The sequence below is a fragment of the Saccharopolyspora sp. NFXS83 genome, from assembly GCF_026241095.1.
Taxonomy (GTDB): domain Bacteria; phylum Actinomycetota; class Actinomycetes; order Mycobacteriales; family Pseudonocardiaceae; genus Saccharopolyspora_C.
Window position 1 is genome coordinate 67,413 of sequence record NZ_JAPFGB010000024.1, and the last position, 23,172, is coordinate 90,584.

Here is a 23,172-nt window from a genome sequence, read left to right on the forward strand (position 1 = left end):
CGGAAGCGGCGCCGCCCGCCGCGTCATGTTCGGGCCGCGTCGGTCTCGCGGCCGAGGGGGGACGTGCCCTGGTTCGGCACGCCGATCTCGGTCGCGGCATCGTCGAGCAGGGAACGCAGCCTGTCCAGCACGGCCAGCGTCCGGTGCAGCGACGTCGGATCCTGCGGCAGCGACTCGGCGATGTCGCGCAGGTCGTCGGCCCATCCGCGAGCGGAGTCCCGCGCGGCGCCGAAGCTCTGCTCGGCTTCGCTCGTCATCGCGTTCGCCATCTCGGCCAGCGCCCACAGCAGTTCGGCCAGCCGGGTCCTGGTGTCGTCGTCGACCATCTCCACCGCGGGCGGCAGGACCTGGGCGAGGTTGCGGGCCGCGTAGGCGCAGCCGGTGAACACCGTCAACGACCGGTCCAGCGGGCTGCGCCGCGACGGCAGCCGGTAGGCGACCAGCGGACGCGCGCTGGACAGCGCCTTGTGCAGGGCGTCGTCCACCTCGCGGACCCCTTCCCGCAGCCCGTCGTCAGGGGTGCCGGCGCCGACCGAGGTGCCCGTCGAGCGCAGCACGTCCCGCAGCCGGAGCAGGAATTCCTCGGTGTTGTCCCGCAGCAGCCGCCGGGTGCCGGTGGGCAGCACCAGGGTCGCGGCGAGCACTCCGGCGACGGCGCCGATCGCGGTCTCGGCCAGCCGCACGCCGAGCACGGTGACGTCGAACGTGCCGAGCACGCCGTAGAGGGCGCCGAGCATCGTGGTGATGAAGAACGTCATCCCGGCGTAGGACACCCCTGCCAGGTAGAACGCCATGAACACGCAGCCGAGGATCATCGCCAGCTCGGCCGCGGAGTTCCCGGTGATGCGTGAGGCGACCAGCACGCCGGCCACCACCCCGAGCATGGTGCCCGCGGTCCGCTGCCAGGCCCGCACGACCAGCTCGCCGCGGCTGTTGGCGCTGATGAACACGACGAACGCCGTGATCACCGCCCAGTACCAGCGGTTCGGCGAGACGAGCTGGCCGAGCACGATCGCGACCGCCGCGGCGCAGGTGACCTGCACGGCGGCCCGCACCTCGGGACGCCGCAACCCGGTCTCCTGCTCGGTGCGGCCGTCGGTGTCGCGCTCATCGGAGTCCGCGCCGTCGTCGTTCTCGTCGTCGGAGCCGGTGTCGCGGGGGCGGGGCGCGACCCGGCCGAGGTCCGCGCTCGCGGCGGTGAACTCGGCGAGCGCGGCGCCCAGCCTGCGGATCGCCATCGCCAGCTCCACCGAACCGTCCCGCCCCGGCCGGTTCTGCTCCGGAGCCGCGGAGTCGTCCGCGGGCCGGACGCCGTCGCGCTCGATGCGGTCGGCGAGCCCGCGGGCCGCGGCCCGGATCTCCGAGGCGTCGCTGCGCACGACGGCGAGCAGCCCTGCCACGGCCTGCGCCACCGCGGTGCCGCCGCTGGGGTGGTCGATCACCCGGATCAGCGGGTTGAGCAGGTTCTCCGCGGTCAGCTCCACGCTCAGGATCCGCCGCCGCAGCAGTTCCCGTTCCGCCTCGTCGAGGCCCTCCAGCTCGGAGACCGCGTTCTCCAGCATCCGGGCGGTCTCGTTCAGCCGCGTCGATCGGTGCTGGAGCCGCTTGCGGTACCGCGTGCCCTCGGGGTTCTGGGCGACGTTGCGCACGTCGTGCAGCAGCCCCTGCACCTGGGCGCGCAACGTGCGCCGGCCCCGGTCGAGGATTCCGCGCGGGTCGTCGCGCAGCAGCACGAACCTCAGCACGAACGCGCTGAGCGCGCCGAGCACGGCCGCCAGCAGCAGGTCGGGCAGCTGGGGCGGCTGCGGGCGCAGGAACATCGCGAAGAAGTACCCCATGAACGCGACCATGCCGAAGGCGAAGTAGCGGGGCCCGAACCTCCGGATGTAGGTCGCGAGGAACACGACCGGCAGGAACAGCGCCACGTGCAGCACCGGCATGCTCGCGGTCGAGACGGCCAGCACCAGCGAGACGGCCGCGGGCAGCGGCATCAGCAACGTCGTGCGGCGGCGCTCGCGCTCGGTCTCGTCGTTGACCGCCGTGGTCGAGTTGACCGCGACCACGGCCGCGATCATCCCGTTGGTCAGCGGCCGGTCCCACAGCGCCAGGAGTCCGAGCGTGACCACGAGCGCCAGGGCCGTCGCCGCCGTCACTCGCGTGGCGTTGCGCAGGCGGCGAAGCGCAGGGTCGGAGGCGAGGAAGCGGTTCCACCACTCGCTGACCATCTCGTGCGCCCGCTCCTCTCCCGGCGGCCCGGTCCGGCCGCCGCCGCGACCTTACGCCCGCGCGGGTGGTGGCGACCCGCTCAACCGCGCCGCGCGAGCGGGGGAGCGATCACCGGCCCCGGTGGCGCCGGACGCTCTCCTCGACGACGTCGAGCACGGGCCCGAGATCGTCGGCGGGCAGCCCCATCGCCAAGTGCGAGACGAGCCCTTCGAGGACGAGCTCCAGGTAGGCGGTGAGCACGTCGACGTCCACGTCGTCGCGCAGGTTGCCGCCTTCGCGCTGCCACTGCAGCCGGGCCTTCGTGGCGGCCGTGAGCTGTTCGGAGCGCTGCGCCCAGCGCGCCCGGAACTCGGAGTCGGTGCGCAGCCGCCGGGACACCTCCAGCCGGGTGCCCAGCCACTCGGTCTCCGATTCGGCGCCGCCACCGGGCGTGCGATCGGAGAGCAGGTCGCGCATCACCTGCACCAGGCCCTGTTCGGCCACCACGTCGGCCATTCGAGCGGCGTCGTCCTCGGCCAAGGCGAGGAACAACGATTCCTTGTCCTTGAAGTGGTGGAAAATCGCGCCGCGGGACAATCCGGTGGCTTCTTCCAGTCTGCGAACCGTGGCGCCTTCGTATCCGTGGCGCGCGAAGCAGGTCCGGGCACCGTCGAGGATCTGGCGGCGCCTGGCCTGGAGGTGATCCGGACTGACCCTGGGCATTGGATGATCGTCCCAGGTCGGCGGCGTCCAATGCAATCCGTACGTACGTATTGTTGGCAACCGTCCACCTGTTGGGGAATTATCGCGCACAGGCACTGGACTTTTCCGCACACCTGCGCGCCGATCCCGCCAATTCGAGTGATGTTCGTCCGATTCGTGTCATTTCCACGTTCGTTCGCGAATCGTGCCGGGTGCTCGACCGGACGGGTGCGACCAACGTCGGTCCTCGGTAGCGTCGGTTCCCACCCAGGTGGTGATCAGCATGACCGTGTCGATCGATTCCGCGACCGCGGCGCGTCCGCCCGCCGAGGTCCCCAGCTCCCGCATCCGCACTCGCGCCGAGGCCGAGACCTACGTGGCCTCGGTCTGCTTCAAGCACGGGCCCCCGAGGCTGCTCGGCGTCGAACTCGAATGGACCGTCCACCACGCCGATGATCCGCGCAGGCCGCTCGACGCCGAGACGTTGATCCGCGCGCTCGGCCCGCACGCTCCGCACTCCCTGGTCCCGGACAGCCCGCAGCGCCCGCTGCCCAACGGCTCCGCGCTCACCGTCGAACCCGGTGGCCAGGTCGAGGTCTCCAGCCTTCCGTCGCCTTCGCTGCGCTCCCTGTTCGACACGGTCGCCGCCGACGCCGAGCACGTCCGGCGCAGGCTCGCCGATGCCGCGCTGCTGCTGGGGGAGCACGGCACGGACCCGTGGCGCACCCCGCACCGCCTGCTGCACGTGCCGCGCTACGCGGCGATGGAATGCGCGTTCGACCGCATCGGCATCGGCGGGCGCCTCATGATGTGCAGCACCGCCGGAGTGCAGGTGTGCTTGGACGCGGGCGAACCGCACCGGGTCGCGCCGCGCTGGGCCGCGCTGCACGCGCTGGGGCCGGTGCTGATCGCCGCGTTCGCGAACTCGCCGGAGCTGCTCGGTGAACCCACCGGCTGGGCGTCGGCGCGCACCCGGTCGCTGCTGCGCACCGACATCCCGCGGATGCGCCCCGGCCCGGCGACGGCCGATCCGGCGGCGGACTGGGCGCGCCGGGTGCTCGACACCGCGCTGCTGTGCCTGCGCCGCGACGGCGCCGACTGGGGCGCTCCGGGCGGGGTGACCTTCGCCGAGTGGATCGGCGGGGCGCTGCCGGAGCCGCCGACTTTCGACGACCTCGACTACCACCTGACCACGATGTTCCCGCCGGTACGACCGCGCGGTTACCTCGAGGTGCGGTACCTGGACGCCCAGTTCGGCGACGGGTGGATGCTTCCCGCCGCGGCGCTGGTCGCGCTCTTCCACGACGAGTCCACCGTGGACGAGGTGTTGGAGCTGGCCGCTCCGGTGACCGGCAGGTGGGTCGACGCGGCACGCCGCGGCCTCGCCGACCCGGTGCTGGCGCGCACCGCCACCGCCGTGGTGGAACTCGCCTGCCGATGTCTCGATGACCTGGGCGAAGCGCCGGAACTGGTGGGCCCGCTGGCCGACGCGGTGGCCCGGCGGCTCGCCGAAGCCCGCTGATCGACGCGTGCGCAGTCCCGCGCGTCGGGGGCAGGGGCGACGACTCCCCGAGCGCGCTCGTCTTCCGCGAACTTGGAGGTGACCCGGTGAGCACCAGGTCGAAGGCACGCACCGATCCCGAGACGGACACCGCGCCGGAGGTCAGCCGCGGCGACCTCGCCGAACTCGGCATCGAACGGCTGCGCTCACGCGTGGCCGACGAACTGATCCGCACCCGCGAACGCAGCGTCGCGCTCACCCAGAGCGTTGATGACGGCGACCTCACCCGTCAGCACTCGCCGCTGATGTCGCCGCTGGTGTGGGACCTCGCGCACATCGGCAGCCAGGAGGAGCTCTGGCTGGTGCGCGACGTCGGCGGGGCCGAGGCGATCCGCCCCGACATCGACGACCTCTACGACGCCTTCCAACACCCGCGCCGCGACCGACCGCAACTGCCGCTGCTGGGCCCGGCCGAAGCCCGCTCCTACGTGGGCATGGTGCGGGAGAAGGTGCTCGACCTGCTCGACCGCGCCCCGCTGGAGGGCAGGCGGCTGGTGGAGCAGGCGTTCGCGTTCGGCATGATCGTGCAGCACGAGCAGCAGCACGACGAGACGATGCTGGCCACCCACCAGTTGCGCGAAGGACCGCCGGTGCTGACGGCCGAGCCGCCGCCCGCCGCTTCCGGAGACCTGGCGCCGGAAGTCTTCGTTCCCGGCGGGCCGTTCACGATGGGCACCTCCACCGAGCCGTGGGCGCTGGACAACGAACGCCCCGCCCACCAGGTGCACGTCGCGGACTTCCTCATCGACACCACGCCCGTCACCAACGGCGCCTACCGGCGCTTCGTCGAAGGCGGCGGCTACGACGCGCCGCGGTGGTGGAGCGACGCGGGCTGGGCGTACCGGCAGCACGCGGAGCTCGGAGCGCCCCGGTTCTGGCGGCGCGACGGCGGAGGCTGGCTGCGGCGGCGCTTCGGGCACGTCGAACCGCTGCCCGACGACGAACCCGTGCTGCACGTCAGCTTCTACGAGGCCGAGGCGTACGCGCGGTGGGCGGGCAAGCGGCTGCCCACCGAGCAGGAGTGGGAGAAGGCCGCCCGTCACGATCCGCGCACCAGCCGGTCGCTGCGCTACCCGTGGGGCGACGAGGATCCGCGACCGGAACACGCGAACCTCGGCCAGCGGCACCTGCAGCCCGCACCGGCCGGGGCGTACCCGCGCGGCGCGGCCCCGTGCGGAGCGCGGCAGCTCATCGGTGACGTGTGGGAGTGGACGTCCTCGGACTTCCTGCCGCACCCGGGGTTCGTCGCCTTCCCGTACCGGGAGTACTCGGAGGTGTTCTTCGGCCCCGAGCACAAGGTGCTGCGCGGCGGCTCGTTCGGCACCGACGCCGCGGCCTGCCGGGGCAGCTTCCGCAACTGGGACCTGCCGATCCGGCGGCAGATCTTCGCCGGGTTCCGCTGCGCGCGCACGCCGCGCCCGGGCGAGCTCGGCTGACCCGGCATGTGCAGGCACCTGGGTTATCTCGGACCGCCGGTCCCGCTGGCGGAGCTGCTGCTGGATCCGGCGCATTCGCTGCTGGAGCAGACCTGGTCGCCGCGGGACATGCGCGGCGGCGGCACCGTCAACGTCGACGGGTTCGGAGTCGGCTGGTACGAGGACGGCCAACCCGCCCGCTACCGCGCCGCGGTTCCGATGTGGACGGACACCGCCTTCGCCGAGCTGGCGCGCAGGCAGCGCGCGGGCGCGGTGCTGGCGGCGGTGCGCTCGGCGACGGTGGGCATGCCGGTGATCGAGACGGCCTGCGCGCCGTTCACCGAGGGGCGCTGGTCGTTCAGCCACAACGGGGTCGTGGCGGGCTGGCCTGAGTCGCTGGCGAAAGCGGCCGGCGACCTCGACGTGGTCGACCTGATGACCTTGGAGGCGCCGACGGATTCCGCCGTGCTGTGGGCCTTGCTGCGCCACCGGCTGCGGCGCGGCGCTGATCCGGCCGAGGCGGTGCGCGAGGTGCTCGGGCAGGTGGTGCGGACCAGGCCGGAGTCCCGGCTGAACCTGCTGCTCACCGACGGCGCCACGCTCATCGCCACCACGTGGGGCCACGCGCTGTCCGTGCGGCGCGGCGGTGGCTCGGTGACGGTGTCGTCCGAACCGTTCGGCGACGACGAGCAGTGGACGGCGGTGCCCGACCGCAGCCTCGTCGTCGCCGATTCCCGCGACGTGCGTGTTCAGCCAGTGGACGAGGGGGAACTACCGTGAGCGAGCCCGAACTGATCGTGCACTTCACCGAGGCCGACGCGGCGCGGGACCTGCGGGCCGACGCCCGCGCGGGCCTGACCGACCGGCCGAAGTGGCTGACGCCGAAGTGGCTCTACGACGCCGCGGGCAGCGAGCTGTTCGAGCGGATCACGGCGTTGCCGGAGTACTACCAGACCCGCGCCGAGCACAACATCCTCACCAGGCACGCGGTGGAGATCGCCGAGATCACCGGTGCGGGCACCCTGGTCGAGCTCGGATCGGGTTCGTCGGAGAAGACCCGGTTGCTGCTCGACGCGTTGCGCAAGACCTCGACGTTGCGGGAGTTCGTGCCGCTGGACGTCTCGGAGTCGGCGTTGCGCCAGGCCATCACCGCGATCGCGGTGGGCTACCCGGAGCTGCGGGTGCGCGGCATCGTCGGCGACTTCACCACCGAGCTGGCCGCCGTGCCCGCCGGTCGGGGCCGGCTGGTGGCGTTCCTCGGCGGCACCATCGGCAACTTCCTGCCCGCCGAGCGCGCCCGGTTCCTCTCGGCGGTGCGGTCGTCGCTGCGGCCGGGGGAGCGGCTGCTGCTGGGCACCGATCTGGTGAAGGACCCGGATCGGCTGGTGCGCGCCTACGACGACGCGCAGGGCGTGACCGCCGAGTTCGACCGCAACGTGCTGCGCGTGCTCAACCGGGAACTGGACGCGGACTTCGACGCGGACGCCTTCGAGCACGTGGCGCGGTGGAACGCCGAGCAGGAGTGGATCGAGATGCGGTTGCGCGCGAGCCGTGCGATGCGGGTACCGGTCGAGGGGCTCGGGCTCACCGTCGAACTGGAGCAGGGGGAGGAGATCCGCACCGAGATCTCGGCGAAGTTCCGCCGCGAGCGCGTGGCGGGTGAACTGGCCGCCGCCGGTTTCGAGCTGAGCCGCTGGTGGCTCGACGACGGCGGCGACTTCGCCCTGTCGCTGGCGACCGCGACCTGAGAGCTCGTCTTCGACCTCGTTCTGCGTGGCGGGCCGGGCCGCGGAACCTCAGCGGCTTCGCCGCCGACGGGACGACGACCGCGAGGCCCGGACCGGGAGGTCGACGACGAGCTCCGACGGGACCCGGGCGCGGTGCGGCGGACTCGTCCACCGCGTTCGGGACCAGGTGTGACAGGGTTGCGGGCGTGAATCCGATGATCAAGGTGGCGCAGCACCTGGGCAGGCAGCAGTGGTTCGCGTCGGTGGGCAAGAAGCTGGTGCCCGCCGATCTCGCGGTGCAGCGGCGCACCGGCGGCCGGGTGAGCCTGGCGCGGCTGGGCGGGTTGACGTCGCTGGTGCTGACCAGCACCGGGCGCAAGAGCGGCCTGCCGCGGTCGGTGCCGCTGATGTACGTCCCGCACGGCGCGGAGCACATCGTGATCGGGTCGAACTGGGGCCAGTCCACGCACCCCGGGTGGTCGGCGAACCTGCTCGCGCACCCCGAGGCCGAGGTGGACCTCGTGTCCCGGCGGGTGCCGGTGCGCGCGCGGCTGGTCACCGGCGAGGAGCGGGACCGGCTGTGGCGCGAGGTGATCATCCCGACTTGGCCCGCCTACGACGACTACGCCCGCCGCGCGGGAGACCGCGAACTACGCGTCTTCGTGCTGACCCCGCGCTGACGGGCCGCTCACTTGAGTTCCCCGATGAGGATCGACCAGCCGACGGAACCGCGTTCGCGGGTCAGGTAATCGTTGCGGAAGCGGCGCGAGTCGGCGAGCACCGTGTGCCGGTCCGGGTGGTCCGGATTGCGCTTGACCCAGCTGTGCACGTTCTTCCAATGCCCGGATTCGTAGCGGTCCCAGTCATCGACCGACGCGGACACGAGCCCGGTCACCTCGACGCCGAACTCTTCGGCGATGTGCACGAGTTCGATCAGCGAGGGCAACTCATCGGTGGAGGAGCCGTCGACGGAATGCACGTCACCGATCGCGATGCGGCCCCGCTCGACGAGCGTGCCGACCATCCATTCGAGCGCGGCCCGGTACCCGCCGAGCGCGAAGCTCGCTCCCAGGCATGTCACCACCGAGTACGTGCCGGGCTCGAAGTCCAGCGCCGGACCGGCCACGTGGCGCACCCGGTCGGTCAACCCGGCGCCGTCGGCGCGCTTGCGGGCCGCGTCCACGAACTCGTCGTTGATCTCCAGTCCGACCACCTCCGCGCCCATCGCGGCCAGTTCGCCCGCCCACCAGCCGCGCCCGGAGCCGACGTCGAGCACCTGATCACCGGCACCGATCTCCAAGTGCTCGGCGACCTCGCGGAGTTTCGCCGGACTGCTCGGATTCTGGATGTCGTGGGTGGATTCGACGATGGAGAAGTAGTCGATGTCGCTCATCGGCGGCAAGGGTAGCGGACCTCGCGAAGGCGGCTCGGAGCGAATCGGCGACCACGGCGCACGAGAACCGCCGGGATGGATCTTTAGCGCGTTCGGTGGACTGGAGAAGAGTCGCGGCGAGCGCGTTTCCGTCTGGGAGGAGAGCCGATGCCCCGCGTGCGCCGACCCCGTACCGCCGCACGGTGTCCGAGCCTGGCCGATCACCCGGACCGGCACGTGCGGGACGAGTGCCCGGCGGGAGGTGACCACGTCCTGATCCCGGAACAGGGCGGCGGCCTGGTGTGCGTCAAGTGCAACCAGGCCGGGCGGCCGAGCGGTCTGGTCACGCCCGTCCCGGTGCGGGCAGGCCGACCAGGCAGCGCAGGCACGGCATGCCGGCGGGGCCGTGCGAGACCTCCGCGGACTCGGCTGGGATGAGCTCACCGCACGCCGTGAGCCACTGCGCGACCTCCTCCGCCGGCTGCGAGGTCTGGGCCAGGTGCGCCTGCCGGCGCGATTCGGCGACGACACCGGGTGCGTAGCGCACCGCCACGATGCGGGCAGCGGGGGTCGGGAGCCGGTCGTCAGGGGGCGCGTTCTCCGATGCGTCGGGCAAGCCGGTTCACCTCCGGGGGTGGGACGCGCCCGCCCGCACAACGTGACGCGGGGTAGGCGATACCGCTACCCGACCAGGTTAACGATCGCGGGAGGAGGCCGGAAGGCTCCGGCCGATCGGCGCATTCTCGGTGCGCACAGTGATGATTCGGCGAATTCTCCGCCGGTTGGTCGGGGAATTCGGCGGAATGGAGCATCAGCGGTGATCCGGCGTCGGGCTCTCGGCGCACGGCTGAACGGAGCATCGCCCGATAGCCTGACCAGCGGCCATCGACATCCAGGGGGTAACTCGTTGAGCCGAGAACGACGTGAGTTCGCCGCGCCGGATGTGCCGTACCGCTCGCGCGCCGCGACGGGCGCCAAGATCGCCGTCGCCCTGCTCTCCGCCACCGTGCTCGCCGTGGCCGGCTACGGCTGGGCGAACTACGGCGACCTGCAGTGGGCGCTGAGCACCAGCGCCGCCACCGACGGCGCCACCGCCGACGGGGCCACCGACATCCTGCTGGTGGGGCTGGACAGCCGCACCGACGCGCAGGGCCGCCCGCTGCCGGAGGACGTGCTGCGGAAGCTGAAGGCCGGGCAGAACCCGGCGAGCCTCACCGACACGCTGATCCTGGTGCACGTCCCGGAGAACGGGCGGCGGGCCACTGCGTTCTCCCTTCCCCGCGACACGTTCGCGACCATTCCGGGGCACGGCCAGCACAAGATCAATTCGGCGTACGGCCGGGGGAAGGCGGCGGCAGCGGCGAACCTCGGCGGGCTCGACGCGCAGGAGCGGGAGCGCCGTTCCGCCGACGCCGGGCGGTCCTTGGTGACCGAGACGGTGCAGCGGCTCACCGGTACGCAGATCGACCACTACGCCGAAGTGAACCTGCTCGGTTTCGCCCGCCTCACCGAGGCGGTCGGCGGAGTCCCGGTGTGCTTGAAGCGGCCGGTGCGCGACTCGTACTCCGGAGCCGCGTTCGCCGCCGGACACCAGCGGATCTCCGGCGCCGACGCGCTGGCGTTCGTGCGGCAGCGCCACGGCCTCCCGCGCGGCGACCTGGACCGGATGGTGCGCCAGCAGGCGTTCCTCGCCGGGCTGGTGGACACCGCGACCTCCGGCGGCCTGCTGTCCCAGCCCGCTCGGCTGCGCGAGCTGGTCGACTCGGCGCGGCAGTCCGTCGTGCTGGACCGGAACTGGGACGTGCTGACCTTCGCGCAGCGGATGCAGGGCATCGCCGGGGGCGACGTCGAATTCGCGACCATCCCGATCCGGGACGCGAACTACGACACCCCCGACGGCGAGGCGGTGCGCGTCGACCCGGCCGAGGTGAGCCGCATCGTGCAGGGCGCCGCGGACGGCAGGCCGGTGCCGCGGCAGGCGGGCGAGACCGGCGAGCAGAGCACAGGGGAGCGGCCGGACCCGAGCACCGGTGACGGTGCTGCGCAGTCCACCGGGACCGCGTCCTCCCCGCGCAGCACCCGCGACGACGAGTCCACCCGGTCCTCGTCCAGCGCCGACGAACCGACCGGATCGACCCGCAGCTCCCGCTCCAGCGAGTCCGAGACGACGACCAGGTCCAGCACCACCCGGTCCAGCACGAGCGAGTCGTCGACGACGCGTTCGTCGACCTCGGAGTCCTCGACGTCGCGCTCCACCGCGCGCACCACGACCTCGGAGCCCCCGGTCGAACAGCCCATCGCTCCGGACCCCATCACCGCCGACGGCGTCAACTGCATCAACTGACCGGCGGTGCCCGGACCTGGAAAGGCGACGGCCCCGGCACGCTTGTGACGTGCCGGGGCCGCCGATCAGCTACCTGCCGGATCGGCAGGTGATCAGGAGCGGATCATCTTGCGCAGCACGTACTGCAGGATGCCGCCGTTGCGGTAGTAGTCCGCCTCACCGGGGGTGTCGATGCGGACCTTCGCGTCGAAGTCCACGGCCGACCCGTCGGCCTTGGTGGCCACGACCTTCACCGTCTGCGGGGTCTCACCGTCGTTGAGCTTGGTGATGCCCGAGAAGTCGAAGGTCTCCGTGCCGTCCAGGCCCAGCGACTTCGCCGAAGAACCCTCCGGGAACTGCAGCGGGATGACGCCCATGCCGATCAGGTTCGAGCGGTGGATGCGCTCGAAGGACTCGGCGATGACGGCCCGCACGCCCAGCAGGCTGGTGCCCTTCGCGGCCCAGTCGCGCGACGACCCGGAGCCGTACTCCTTGCCGCCCAGCACCACCAGCGGCGTGCCCTGCGCGGCGTAGTTCTGCGCGGCGTCGTAGATGAACGCCTGCGGAGCGCCGTCCTGGGTGAAGTCGCGGGTGTAGCCGCCCTGCACGTCGTCGAGCAGCAGGTTGCGCAGCCGGATGTTGGCGAAGGTCCCGCGGATCATGACCTCGTGGTTGCCGCGGCGCGACCCGTAGGAGTTGAAGTCCTTGCGGTCGATGCCGTGCTCGCTGAGGTAGCGGCCCGCGGGGGAGTCCGGCTTGATCGCACCGGCCGGGGAGATGTGGTCGGTGGTGACCGAGTCGCCCAGCAGTGCCAGCACGCGGGCACCGGAGATGTCGGTGACCGGGTTCGGCTCCATGCCCATGCCGTCGAAGTACGGGGGCTTGCGCACGTAGGTGGACTCGGTGTCCCAGTCGAAGGTCTCGCCCTCCGGCGTGGGCAGCGCCCGCCAGCGCTCGTCGCCCTTGAAGACGTCGGCGTAGTCCTTGGTGAACATCTCCTGGGTGATCGCCGAGTCGATGGTCTCCTGGACCTCCTGCGGCGAGGGCCACAGGTCGCGCAGGAACACCGGCTGACCCTCGGGGTCGTGGCCCAGCGGGTCGGTCTCGAAGTCGAAGTCCATCGTGCCGGCGAGCGCGTAGGCGATCACCAGCGGCGGCGAGGCCAGGTAGTTCATCTTGACGTCGGGGTTGATCCGGCCCTCGAAGTTCCGGTTGCCCGACAGCACCGAGGTGACCGACAGGTCGTTCTGCTGCACCGCGGCGGAGACCTCCTCCGGCAGCGGGCCGGAGTTGCCGATGCAGGTGGTGCAGCCGTAGCCGACCAGGTGGAAGCCCAGCTTCTCCAGGTACGGCCAGAGACCGGCCTTCTCGTAGTAGTCGGTGACGACCTGCGAACCCGGCGCCATCGAGGTCTTCACCCACGGCTTGCGGGTGAGGCCCTTGTCCACGGCGTTGCGGGCCAGCAGCGCGGCACCCAGCATCACCGAGGGGTTCGAGGTGTTGGTGCAGGAGGTGATCGAGGCGATCACCACGGCACCGTGGTCGAGCTCGAACTCGCCCAGTTCGTCCGAGGACACCTTGACCGGGTTCGTCGGACGGCCGGAGGCGCCGTCGGCGGCCGAGACCAGCCGCGGCTTGTCGCCCTCGCCGTGGTGGGTCACCGAGACCGGGTCGCTGGCCGGGAAGGACTCCTCGCCGGCCTCGTCGAGCGCCGCGTCGTCGGCGTTCTGCACCTGGACGTAGTCGGTGAGCGACTTGCGGAACGCCGGCTTGGCGTCGGAGACCTCGATGCGGTCCTGCGGGCGCTTCGGCCCGGCGATGGACGGCACGACCGTGGACAGGTCCAGCTCCAGGAGCTCGGAGTACTCCGGCTCGTGGTCCGGGTCGTGCCAGAGGCCCTGTTCCTTGGCGTAGGTCTCGACCAGCGCGACCTGGTCGGCCGGACGGCCGGTGAGCTTGAGGTAGCGGATCGTCTCGTCGTCGATCGGGAAGATCGCCGCGGTCGAACCGAACTCGGGGCTCATGTTGCCGATGGTGGCGCGGTTGGCCAGCGGCACCGAGGCCACGCCCGAGCCGTAGAACTCCACGAACTTGCCCACCACGCCGTGGCGGCGCAGCATCTCGGTGATCGTGAGGACCACGTCGGTGGCGGTGGCGCCCGCGGGGATCTCACCGGTGAGCTTGAAGCCCACGACGCGCGGGATCAGCATCGAGACGGGCTGGCCCAGCATCGCGGCCTCGGCCTCGATGCCGCCGACGCCCCAGCCCAGCACGCCCAGGCCGTTGACCATGGTGGTGTGCGAGTCGGTGCCGACGCAGGAGTCCGGGTAGGCCTGGCCGTTGCGGGACATCACGGTGCGGGCCAGGTGCTCGATGTTGACCTGGTGCACGATGCCGGTGCCCGGCGGGACGACCTTGAACTCGTCGAAGGCGCCCTGGCCCCAGCGCAGGAACTGGTAGCGCTCCTTGTTGCGGCCGTACTCGAACTCGACGTTGCGCTCGAAGGCGTCCGGCCTGCCGAACACGTCGATGATCACCGAGTGGTCGATGACCATCTCGGCCGGAGCCAGCGGGTTGACCTTCGAGGTGTCACCGCCGAGCTCGGCGACGGCTTCGCGCATGGTGGCCAGGTCGACCACGCAGGGGACTCCGGTGAAGTCCTGCATGATGACCCGCGCGGGGGTGAACTGGATCTCCGTCGAGGGCTCCGCCTGGGAGTCCCAACTCGCCAGGGCGCGCACGTGGTCGGCCGTGATGTTGGCACCGTCCTCGGTGCGCAACAGGTTCTCCAGCAGGATCTTGAGGCTGTAGGGCAGCCGTGCCGCGCCGTCGACCGCGTTGAGCCGGAACACCTCGTAGGAGGCGTCACCGACCTTCAGCGTGCCGCGGGCACCGAAGCTGTCCTTGCTCGCAGGTGCAGTCACGTTCAACTCCATCTCGCGACGGGCGCAAGTCAATTCGGGAACGACCGCGAGTCTCGCGCACGTCGGCCGAGCGTGCGCGCACACCTCGACGGTCTGGTGGCCGTAACAGTACGCTTGTCCTGTAAATCCGCTCAAGGCCGGGGCCGTCCGAATCGGCCGCTCGATGTTCCGGTTCGCGCACAACCTCGTTTTTTCCGGTGAAATCCCGCGCGGAACCTTCCGGAAGCGTGCGAGAGATCACGTTTCACCCCGGGGTGTCGGGACGGGGCGGCCGACAGGTGTTCGCGGCGCGCCGGCCCGGTCACGACCTCCCTCCCGAGAGTGATGCCCTCGGCGCTCCGAACTCACCGATTCGAGAAATCCGGCGCAGTCGCAGTAGCGGTGCGTGGCCGGATTCCGGATGCCCGGTCAATGGCGGGCACGCCCCGAGTCGCGGATTTACGCTCGATGCGGCAAGGCGTCGTGACAGAACACCATCGGCATGCGATCGGCGAAAGCCCGTGCCGCGCAGGGGGAATGATGGCCACACGTGAGCGATCCCGCTCGAAGTTCGCCTCCGGGCTCGGCGGTGAACTGTCCGCGGAATTCCTGGGCACCTTCGTGCTGATCCTGCTCGGCTGCGGGTCCGTGGCCGTCGCGCTCGCCGGTCTGCCCGGCTCGGGCAGGCAGGAGGACGCCTTCGGGCCCGCGAACTGGCTGATCATCGCGTTCGGCTGGGGGTTCGCCGTGGTGTTCGGCGTGTACATCGCGGGCGGTGTGAGCGGCGCGCACATCAACCCGGCCGTGACCTTCGCCTTCGCGGTCCGCCGGTCGTTCCCGTGGCGCAAGGTGGTGCCCTACGTCGTGGCCCAGGTCGTCGGCGCGTTCCTCGCCGCCGGAGTGGTGTTCTCCTGCTACCGGTGGGCGATCGACGCGTTCAACGCCAAAGCGGGCGTCGGCCGCGGCGAATCGCTGGACACGTTCTCCATCTTCGCGACCTTCCCGGCGAAGTACTTCGGCTCCTCCTGGCTGGGACCGCTGCTGGACCAGGTCGTGGGCACCGCGATCCTCGTCGCGCTGATCTGCGCGCTGATCGATCTCCGGAACTCGGCGCCCGCGTCGAACATGGGGCCGTTCCTGATCGGCATGGTCGTGACGGCGATCGGGCTGAGCTTCGGGGTCAGCGCGGGATACGCGATCAACCCGGCCCGCGATTTCGGGCCCCGCCTGTGGGCGTATCTGACCGGGTGGGGGGAGATCGCGCTGCCCGGCACCTACCAGTGGTTCAGCTTCTACTTCTGGATCCCCATCGTCGGGCCGTTCATCGGCGGTGTGCTGGGGGCGTTGATCTACGACGCGTTCATCGGCAAGGTGCTGGCGGCGCGGGACACGGCGCCCGAACCGGGGCGCGTGCCGGGAGCGGAATCCGACGAGCGCTGAGCCGCCCGGCTTGTCGAGACCAACGCCTCCGGTCCCGGTCCCGACTGTGCTTCGATGATCGGCGTGCGCAATCCGCTCCACGACCCGAAGACCGCCGGTGTCACTGCCGCGATGCTCTCCGCGTTCTGCTTCGGCGGATCCGGCCCGTTCGCCAAACCCCTGATCAACGCCGGGTTCACCCCGTTGCAGGTGGCGTGGATGCGGCTGGCGGGTGGCGCGCTGCTGATGCTGCCGTTCGCGGTGCGCCACGCCGGGGTGCTGCGGCGGGCGCCGTGGCTGCTGCTGGGCTACGGGGTGTTCGCCATCGCGGGCGTGCAGACCTTCTACTTCGCGGCCATCGCCTCGATCCCGGTGGCGGTGGCGCTGCTCATCGAATTCCTCGGGCCGGTGCTGGTGCTGGGCTGGATCCGGTTCGTCCGGCGCGCGCCGGTGACCAAGCAGGCCGCGATCGGCACGGTGCTCGCGCTGGTCGGGCTGGCGTGCGTGGTGGAGATCGCCGCGGGCCTGCGCTTCGACGCCGTCGGGCTGCTGCTCGCGCTGGCCGCCGCCGGGTGCCAGGCCGGGTACTTCTTGCTGTCCGACAGCTCCGCCGACGTGGACCCGCGGGCGCTGGCCTCCTACGGGCTGCTGATCGGCACCGCCATCGTCACGGTGATCGCCCGGCCCTGGGAGCTGGACTGGGCGCTGCTCGGCGGGCCGGTGCAGCTGGCCGGTGCTCCGTTCCCCGCACTGCTGGTGGTCGGCTGGGTCGTGCTGGTGAGCACGGTGCTGGCCTACCTCACCGGCATCGTCGCGGTGCGGCGGCTCTCGCCGCCGGTCGCGGGCGCGGTCGCGTTCCTGGAACCGGTGGTCGCCACGGTGCTGGCGTGGCTGCTGCTCGGCGAGCACGTGGGGCCGTGGCAGCTGGCCGGGGGCGCGCTGGTGCTCGCGGGCGCGTTCATCGCGCAGCGCTCCGCACCCGAGCCCGAACCCACCGCGGAACCCGTCGAGGTCTGATCCGCGCGCGTCAGGTCGTGGCGCCCTGCGAGCGTCGGCCGGTGGGGCACAGCGGGATCAGCACGAGCAGCGCGAGGCCGAGCAGCGCGTAGCCGGACGCCGGAAGCGCCTGGCCGATGCTCAGCCCGCTGCCGGACAGGCTGTGCTCCGGAAGCGCGTAGCCCACCGGGAACAGGATCGTGCCGAGCAGCAGCACCAGGCAGCACGCCCACCGGAGGCGGTGCGCGCACCGTGCGACTCCGACCAGCAGGACGAGGGCGGCAGGCCCGAGCCACACCCAGTGGTGGGTCCAGGTCACCGGCTGCGCCAGCAGTCCCGCCATGCCCAGCACCAGAACGGTTGTGAGGTGGTCCCGCCGCCGGACGGCGATGCTCAGACCGAGCACGGTCGAGGCGGCGAGCAGTCCCCACCCGAGTGGCGGGGCCAAGCCGAGCCGCGACAGCGCCGCCGCGAGGTTCTGGCTGAAGATCTCGGTGCGCACCGGCCCGTTCGACATCCTCGGGAGCACATCGAGCCAGTAGTGCACCGCGGTGTCGCCGAGGGCGAGCACGCCGATCGCGACGCTGACCAGGAAGGTCAGGGCGGCGCCTGCCGCGGTCCGCCACCGCCGGGCGAGCAGGAATCCCGGCACCACGATTCCGGCGGCGAGCTTGATCGACGTCGCCGCTCCCAGCAGGACGCCGTCCCGAGCCCTGTCACCGGTGCGCGTCACCGCGATGATGACGGCGGCCAGCAGGATCGAGTTGATCTGCCCGAGCACCAGTTCGGTGCGCCACGGTGTCGTGAGCGAGAAGAAACCGGCTGCGGCGAAGGCGAGGGCGCGCCGCTGGGTGCGGGTCCCGAAGTCGTACCGATCGAGCACGCAATACGTCGACGTCACGGTGGCGGCGACGGTCGCGATGTTGAGCACGGCGTGGCCGAGGGCCTCCGGGGTGAACCGCAGCGCGGCGAACAGCAGCCCGGCGATCGGCGGGTAGAGGAACGGCAGTTCGGGCCGGGGTTCGTACAGCGCCGGGGTCCACAATTCCCGACTGGCGCGCGCGTACACGCGGTAATCCAATCCCCATTCGGGGTCGCCGACGAGCGCGGCTTCGGGGATGACGACGGCCAACGCGGTGCTGACGACGACGGCGTAGGCCAGGACCGCGACGGCGAACCAGGGCGCTGTTCTCCGCCCGTCCTCGGCGGACGGGCGCGCGCGGATTGTTTCGACGCGGTCGTCGACTCGGGTGGAGTCGTGCTCGCGCGACCTGTTCTCGGTCATCGGCGTCCTCGGTGACGACTCGCATCGATCGCTCGTGGCCAGCGTTTTCTGGCTCGTGAATTGAATAGCGAACAATTGTGCGGCTGTCAACCGAGATCGCGGATCGCGATATTCATTGGGATGGTCGACGGGTGGAAAATGGGCGGGATGTACCGGTAAGGATGTTCATCCTGAAAAGATTTAAAGCGTAACGAGAATTTGCGCGTACGCGAGTTCTCTTTTCCTTCTTGGATCCTGCTCGCCTCGGTCGCCGAACCGCGCGGTCCTCTCCGGTCGGCTGAAGCGTCGGTGCCCCGCTCCTGGCGGGCCTCGGGTCAGGCTGCGTGGGTGCGGAGCATGCGCTGGTAGGCGGTCTTGGCGGCGTGGACGATGAGCCCCTCGAGGAGTGCCACGGCCACGCTGGTCAGCAGGGTCGTCAGGAAGTTCATGGTGGGTGCGCTTTCTGCCGTCTCGGATCCTGCTCGTACGCCCCGACGGTGCCGGTCGGGAGTGAGGACCGGGTTGGTTCCGGGTGACGAGCAGGTGAAGCGGCGGGGAAAATCCGCCGTTTCACCTGGTGGGGGGACCGCCGAGGCGGGCCGAGGCCGCCCGCCCGCTCACTGGGGCGCGGCGACCAGCGGCCGGGAACCCGCGGGAGCGCGACTCACCGAACCGTTCCGGTGCGCGGCCGGATCCGCGGGCAGCACCGCGCCCTCCACGGCGTCGCCTGCTTCGCCCTCCGCGGTGAGGGCGGCCGGGTCCTCCTCCGTCGCCGCGGGCAGTGCGCGGGGCTCCGCGGACTCCTTCGGTGCAGGTAGGTGCTGCCACATCACCACGGCTGTGGTGGAAGCGACCGCGGATCCGATCGCGAGGCACCACTGGTGTGGTAGTAGCGGACTGCTGCCGAAGAAGTGGCTGACGCCGGGAACCTGCACGACCCCGAACAGCACCACCAAGGACACCGCGCCGGAGGCCAGCACCAGCGGGGTGCGACCGCGCACCGCGAGGGTCTGGGCGAGTTGCGCGGACACCAGCGCCACCAGTCCGGTGGTGCGGGCCTGCCCCGGCGTGGACACCGGGCGGGCCAGCGCCCATGCGAGCCCTGCGGCACCGGCCGTGGCGGCGGCGCGCAGGTACACGTCGTGGGTCAGCGCCGTGCCCAGCGACGCGTCCGGACCTTCGGACAGCAGCCGCTCCGGGGTGGCGTGCGGTGGCGGGCGCACCGCGATGGCGATCGCGGGCAGCACGTCGGTCAGCATGTTCACCACCAGCAGCTGCCGGGCGTTGAGCCCCGCGCCACCGCCGAAGAACCCGGACCCCACCGCGTAGCCGATCTCGCCGAGGTTGCCGCCGAGCAGCATCGACAGCGCGTCGTGCACCGAGGCCCACATGCCGCGGCCCTCGACGATGCCGTCGGTGATGGTCTCGATCCGGTCGTCGGCGACGACGAGGTCCGCGGATTCGCGCGCCGCCGAGGTGGCCCGGGAGCCGAGCGCGATGCCGACGTGGGCGAGCTTGATCGCGGGCACGTCGTTGGCGCCGTCGCCGGTCATCGCCACGGTGCGCCCGTCGGCGCGCAGCAGCCGCACGATGCGCGCCTTCTGCGCCGGGCTGACCCGCGCGAACACGGAGATCGCGGGCAGTTCCGCGGCCAGCTCCTCGTCGTCGAGCTCGTCCAGTTCCGCCCCGTGCATGACCCGCCTGCCGCCGAGCATGCCGAGTTCCGCGGCGATGGCCTCGGCGGTGCTCGGGTGATCGCCGGTGATCATGATGACGTCGACCCCGGCGCGCCGCAGCCGCGAGACGGCCTCCGCGGCGGTGGGGTGCACCGGGTCGGCGAGTCCGAGCAGCCCCACGAAGTCCAGTCCGTCCACATCGGAGTCGTCCAGTTCGGACCCGGTTTCGTCCGGTGTGGACTTCTCGGCGACCGCGAGCAGCCGGTAACCGCGCAGCGCGAGGCGTTCGATCTCCTGCTCCACCTCGGTTCGCGCGGCGGCGTCGAAGTTCCGGTGGCCCTCGGTGCCCCGCCACCGCGCGCAGCGTTCGAGCACCACCTCCGGTGCTCCCTTGACGTGCAGCGCGATGCCGTCCTCGCCGCGGGTGCGGGTGGCGTGGAAGCTGCGGGAGGGCTCGAACGGCAGGTCCGCGAGGACCTCCCGCCCGTTGGGGTCGATGCCGGCCGCCAGCGCCCCTTCGAGCACGGCCCGGTCGGTGAGGTGCGGCAGCGGCTGGTCGTCGTCGGCCTGCGGGTTGGCCCGCACGGCGACCTCGACGACGGCGCGTTCGGCGGTGTCGAGCTGATCCGGTGTGCTGCTGTGCCTGCCGTCGGAGACCTGGCCGAGGGTGATCCGGCCTTGGGTGAGGGTTCCGGTCTTGTCGAAGCACAAAGCGTCGACGCGGCCCAGCGCTTCGATGGTGGCGGGGCTGCGCACCAGCACGCCGCGCCGGGAGAGCCTGCGCGCGGCGGCCAGTTCCGCCAGCGTCGCCACGAACGGCAGGCCCTCCGGTACGGCGGCCACGGCCAGGCCGACGGCTCGCCCGACGGTGTGCGCGAGCGGGGTGCCGCGCAGCAGGTCGACGGCCATGAGCACGCCACCTGCTCCGATGGACAGCGGCAGGATCTGCCGGGTCAGTTCCGCGAGCCGCGCTTCGACGCCGCCCGCGCCGCCGGTGGCGTGACCGTCGTCCTGGGTGGTGCGGCCGATCTCGGTGGCGGTGCCGGTGGCCACCACGACGGCGGTCGCCGTTCCGGTGGCGACCGTGGTGCCCTGGTAGACCATGCCGGTGCGGTCGCCGAGCGCGGCGGCGGTGGTCGCCTCGGGCGTCTTGACCACGAGGTTCGATTCCCCGGTGAGGCTGGACTCGTCGACCTCCAGGAACTCCGCCTCCAGCACCCGGCAGTCGGCGGGCACGCCGTCGCCGGAACGCAGTTCGATGACGTCGCCGGGCACCAGCCGGTCGGCGGGCACGGTGATCGTCTCGCCGCCCCTGCGTACCTGCGCGGGCAGTTGCCCGGCGTCGAGCAGCCGGGCGAGTTCCCGGTCGGTCGCGACCCGCTGCGCCCCGTCGACCAGGGCGCTGACCCCGAGCACGCCGGTGATCAGCACCGCGTCGACGACCGAACCGAGCCCCGCGGAGACCACGGCGCCCGCGACCAGCACCGGTGTCATCGGGTTGACCAGTCCTTCCAGCGTGGCCCCCGCGACGCCGGAGTCCCGGCCGCCCGCTTGCGGCTGGGAGTGCTGCCAACGGTGCGCGACGGCGCCGGTGAGGCCGTCGACCGAGCTGTCCAGCAGACCCAGCACGGCTTTGCCCGGTAGCGCGTGCCACGGCGTGCGCTGCCGCGGCGCGGGTGCTGGGCGGTTGCCCGCCTGCATCCCGGCCAAGGTGCCGGTGCCGATCGCGAACAGGCTCGCCGCGTGGCCCGGCATGCTCGCGCGGGAGGGTGCGCCGAGCGAGGGGCCGAGCGCGCCGAACAGCACGCCCAGGCAGGTGCCGCCGACCGACAGCGCGGCGGCGTGCTTGCTCGCGGCGCGCGCTTCGGCGGTGGCGAACAGGACCGCGCACGCCTCGGTCCGGTTCGGGCACAGCAGGTCAGCGCCCCACGGCGTGGGCTTGTCGGCCTCGGTGAGTCCGATGCCGACGTCGGCGGCGGCCAGCGCGGAATGCCCGCGTGGCGACACCAGCGCGACCACCCGGCCGTCCTCCTGCAACCGGCGCACCGAGCCGGCCAGCCGGGTGCCGCCGTGCACGACGTCGTCCACGGAGAGCCTGCGGTCGAGGCGGCTGCCGATCCCGGCGAGCACCACGGTCCCGGCGGCGCCGGCAGCGTCGACGAGCGCTTCGGCGAGCGGGTCGAGCTCGTCGGCGACGGCCACGACCGCGGCGGGTTCGTCGTGCCTGCAGAGCAGGAGCAGCGTCGCGCCGTGGTCGCGGTGCGCGCGCATCGGCTCGTGCAGGTGCGAGGGCACGCTCGTGCCGTGCCGGTCGAGCGGGGCGCAGGACCACTTGCCGCTGCGCTGGTGCGCCTTGGGTCGTTCCGGGTCGACGAGCTCGGCGGCGTGCGCGAACAGCCGGGCCCCGTCCGCGTCGGAGTCCCACGGCAGCACCTCGTCGACGATCCGCCGTCCGGTCAGCAACGCGGGCGCGTCGAGCACGACGGCGTCGACCCGGTCCAGGCGCCGCAGCGACTTCGGCTCGAACACCACGGTGCCGCGGGCCGACAGTGCGGTGGTCAGCTGCGCGGCGAACGCCTCCCGGCCGCTCTTCGCCGGTCGGGGGATCGCGGCGAGCATGGTCGCCAGCGCGCGCCGATGGTCGCGGGTGGCGGCGAGCACGGTGCCGTACCCGCCGAGGGCGAACGTGCCGGAGAGGTTCGCGACCTGCTCGACCGGTCCGTCGGGCAGCGCGTTCGGGCGTGGCCGGGCGTCGAACGCGGTGGACTCGTGCGAGCCGGAGTGGGTCGCGCGCTCCCAGCGGGTCCACGCCTGGCGCCTGGCGATGACTTCGCGCGCGGAGCAGAACCGGGACGACAGGTCGGTGAACACGGCCAGCGGGTTCTGCGAGAGGCCTTGGGTGACGGCACCGCCCACGCCGAGCGCGGCGTCGGTGCCGGAACGCCCCAGGGTGCGTTCGGCGCCGGCGCGCAGCCACGGCACCGAGTCGGCCAGCGAGACCGCGGCGGGCACCAGCGGCGAGCCGGGCTGGAACGGGAGCAGGGAGGCGACGGTGGTGTAGCCCAGCCCGAGCACGCTGAGCCCGAGCGCTCCGACGTCGCGCAGCAGCGCGTCGGCGTTGCCCGGGTGCGCGGCACCGGCGGGTGCGCGGCCGAGGTCGTGCAGCCCGTGGTCGCGTTCGACGTCGTCGACCACCCCGTCCAGCGCTGCGCGCCCGGCGACGCCGGGATCGTGGTGCACCGTGACCCGCCCCAGCACCGCGTTCACCTCGACCTCGCGGACACCGTCCACTTCGGACATCCGGGTGCGCAGGTCGCGCACGGCGTCGGCCGACTCGGGCACGTGCAGGCCGCGCACCTCGAGGTGGGTGCGGCCGTCCTGGGAGTAGGCCCGCCGCGTCAGCGGTGCGGACCCGAAGGTGCGCACGGCGTCGAGGACGGGGACGGCCACCTGCGAGGCTCGCGACAGCAAGGTGCCGAGCGGCATGGGTTCCCTCTCTGGGCGCGGGGTGGTGGCTCTACCGGGGCGGGCTCATCCGCAGGCGGTGGCCGGGGAGCGGTTCGCGCGAGGCCGCCCCGGCATCCGCGGGCGCCCGCGAGGGGGCGGGGC

At 72.1% G+C, this 23,172-nt stretch carries 15 protein-coding genes; 8 read left to right on the forward strand and 7 right to left on the reverse strand.

Annotated features, from left to right (window positions below; genetic code table 11):
- Positions 1 to 23: 23 nt before the first annotated feature.
- Both OOZ19_RS23085 and OOZ19_RS23090 read right to left on the reverse strand, forming a co-directional pair.
- Positions 24 to 2,225, reverse strand: a complete 2,202-nt coding sequence (locus OOZ19_RS23085) for an FUSC family protein (RefSeq protein WP_266092242.1) — start codon at positions 2,223 to 2,225, stop codon at positions 24 to 26.
- Positions 2,226 to 2,334: 109 nt separating this feature from the next.
- Positions 2,335 to 2,928, reverse strand: coding sequence for a TetR/AcrR family transcriptional regulator (locus OOZ19_RS23090; protein WP_266092243.1), 594 nt, complete (start codon positions 2,926 to 2,928; stop codon positions 2,335 to 2,337).
- 262 nt (positions 2,929 to 3,190) lie between these two features.
- On the opposite strand from OOZ19_RS23090, the gene egtA reads away from it, so the two are divergent.
- The 5 genes from egtA (at position 3,191) to OOZ19_RS23115 (ending at position 8,290) form a co-directional block, all read left to right on the forward strand.
- A complete protein-coding gene (egtA, locus tag OOZ19_RS23095; protein ID WP_266092244.1) occupies positions 3,191 to 4,429 on the forward strand; it encodes an ergothioneine biosynthesis glutamate--cysteine ligase EgtA in 1,239 nt (412 codons plus the stop codon).
- A 170-nt stretch (positions 4,430 to 4,599) separates the two neighbouring features.
- Positions 4,600 to 5,904 carry an ergothioneine biosynthesis protein EgtB gene (gene egtB / locus OOZ19_RS23100; RefSeq protein WP_266092261.1) on the forward strand — a complete coding sequence of 435 codons (1,305 nt, stop codon included), beginning with the start codon at positions 4,600 to 4,602 and terminating at the stop codon, positions 5,902 to 5,904.
- A 6-nt stretch (positions 5,905 to 5,910) separates the two neighbouring features.
- Positions 5,911 to 6,663, forward strand: coding sequence for an ergothioneine biosynthesis protein EgtC (gene egtC / locus OOZ19_RS23105; RefSeq protein ID WP_266092245.1), 753 nt, complete (start codon positions 5,911 to 5,913; stop codon positions 6,661 to 6,663).
- A complete protein-coding gene (gene egtD / locus OOZ19_RS23110; protein WP_266092246.1) occupies positions 6,660 to 7,631 on the forward strand; it encodes an L-histidine N(alpha)-methyltransferase in 972 nt (323 codons plus the stop codon). The genes egtC and egtD overlap by 4 nt, the downstream gene beginning before the upstream one ends.
- A 194-nt stretch (positions 7,632 to 7,825) precedes the next feature.
- Positions 7,826 to 8,290 carry a nitroreductase/quinone reductase family protein gene (locus OOZ19_RS23115; protein ID WP_266092262.1) on the forward strand — a complete coding sequence of 155 codons (465 nt, stop codon included), beginning with the start codon at positions 7,826 to 7,828 and terminating at the stop codon, positions 8,288 to 8,290.
- Between the two features lie 8 nt (positions 8,291 to 8,298).
- Here OOZ19_RS23115 and OOZ19_RS23120 read toward each other — a convergent pair whose 3' ends face one another.
- Positions 8,299 to 9,003, reverse strand: a complete 705-nt coding sequence (locus OOZ19_RS23120; protein ID WP_266092247.1) for an SAM-dependent methyltransferase — start codon at positions 9,001 to 9,003, stop codon at positions 8,299 to 8,301.
- 322 nt (positions 9,004 to 9,325) lie between these two features.
- Entirely contained in the window at positions 9,326 to 9,598 is a 273-nt protein-coding gene (locus tag OOZ19_RS23125; protein WP_266092248.1) for a hypothetical protein, read from the reverse strand.
- 291 nt (positions 9,599 to 9,889) lie between these two features.
- Between OOZ19_RS23125 and OOZ19_RS23130 the strand changes: the two genes are divergently transcribed.
- A complete protein-coding gene (locus OOZ19_RS23130) occupies positions 9,890 to 11,326 on the forward strand; it encodes an LCP family protein (protein WP_266092249.1) in 1,437 nt (478 codons plus the stop codon).
- Positions 11,327 to 11,418: 92 nt separating this feature from the next.
- Here OOZ19_RS23130 and OOZ19_RS23135 read toward each other — a convergent pair whose 3' ends face one another.
- On the reverse strand, positions 11,419 to 14,229 hold the full coding sequence (locus OOZ19_RS23135; protein ID WP_266092250.1) for an aconitate hydratase: 2,811 nt from the start codon (positions 14,227 to 14,229) through the stop codon (positions 11,419 to 11,421).
- A gap of 516 nt (positions 14,230 to 14,745) precedes the next feature.
- Here OOZ19_RS23135 and OOZ19_RS23140 point away from each other — a divergent pair.
- Both OOZ19_RS23140 and OOZ19_RS23145 read left to right on the forward strand, forming a co-directional pair.
- Positions 14,746 to 15,648: an MIP/aquaporin family protein gene (locus tag OOZ19_RS23140; protein WP_266092251.1), complete on the forward strand. Its 903-nt coding sequence runs from the start codon at positions 14,746 to 14,748 to the stop codon at positions 15,646 to 15,648.
- Between the two features lie 54 nt (positions 15,649 to 15,702).
- Positions 15,703 to 16,644 carry an EamA family transporter gene (locus OOZ19_RS23145; RefSeq protein WP_266092252.1) on the forward strand — a complete coding sequence of 314 codons (942 nt, stop codon included), beginning with the start codon at positions 15,703 to 15,705 and terminating at the stop codon, positions 16,642 to 16,644.
- Between the two features lie 10 nt (positions 16,645 to 16,654).
- Here OOZ19_RS23145 and OOZ19_RS23150 read toward each other — a convergent pair whose 3' ends face one another.
- Together OOZ19_RS23150 and OOZ19_RS23155 are read right to left on the reverse strand one after the other, a co-directional pair.
- Positions 16,655 to 17,908, reverse strand: coding sequence for a glycosyltransferase 87 family protein (locus OOZ19_RS23150; RefSeq protein ID WP_266092253.1), 1,254 nt, complete (start codon positions 17,906 to 17,908; stop codon positions 16,655 to 16,657).
- Positions 17,909 to 18,504: 596 nt separating this feature from the next.
- The gene (locus tag OOZ19_RS23155; RefSeq protein WP_266092254.1) at positions 18,505 to 23,049 is read right to left on the reverse strand and encodes a cation-translocating P-type ATPase; all 4,545 of its coding nucleotides are present in this window, start codon (positions 23,047 to 23,049) and stop codon (positions 18,505 to 18,507) included.
- Positions 23,050 to 23,172 lie beyond the last annotated feature (123 nt).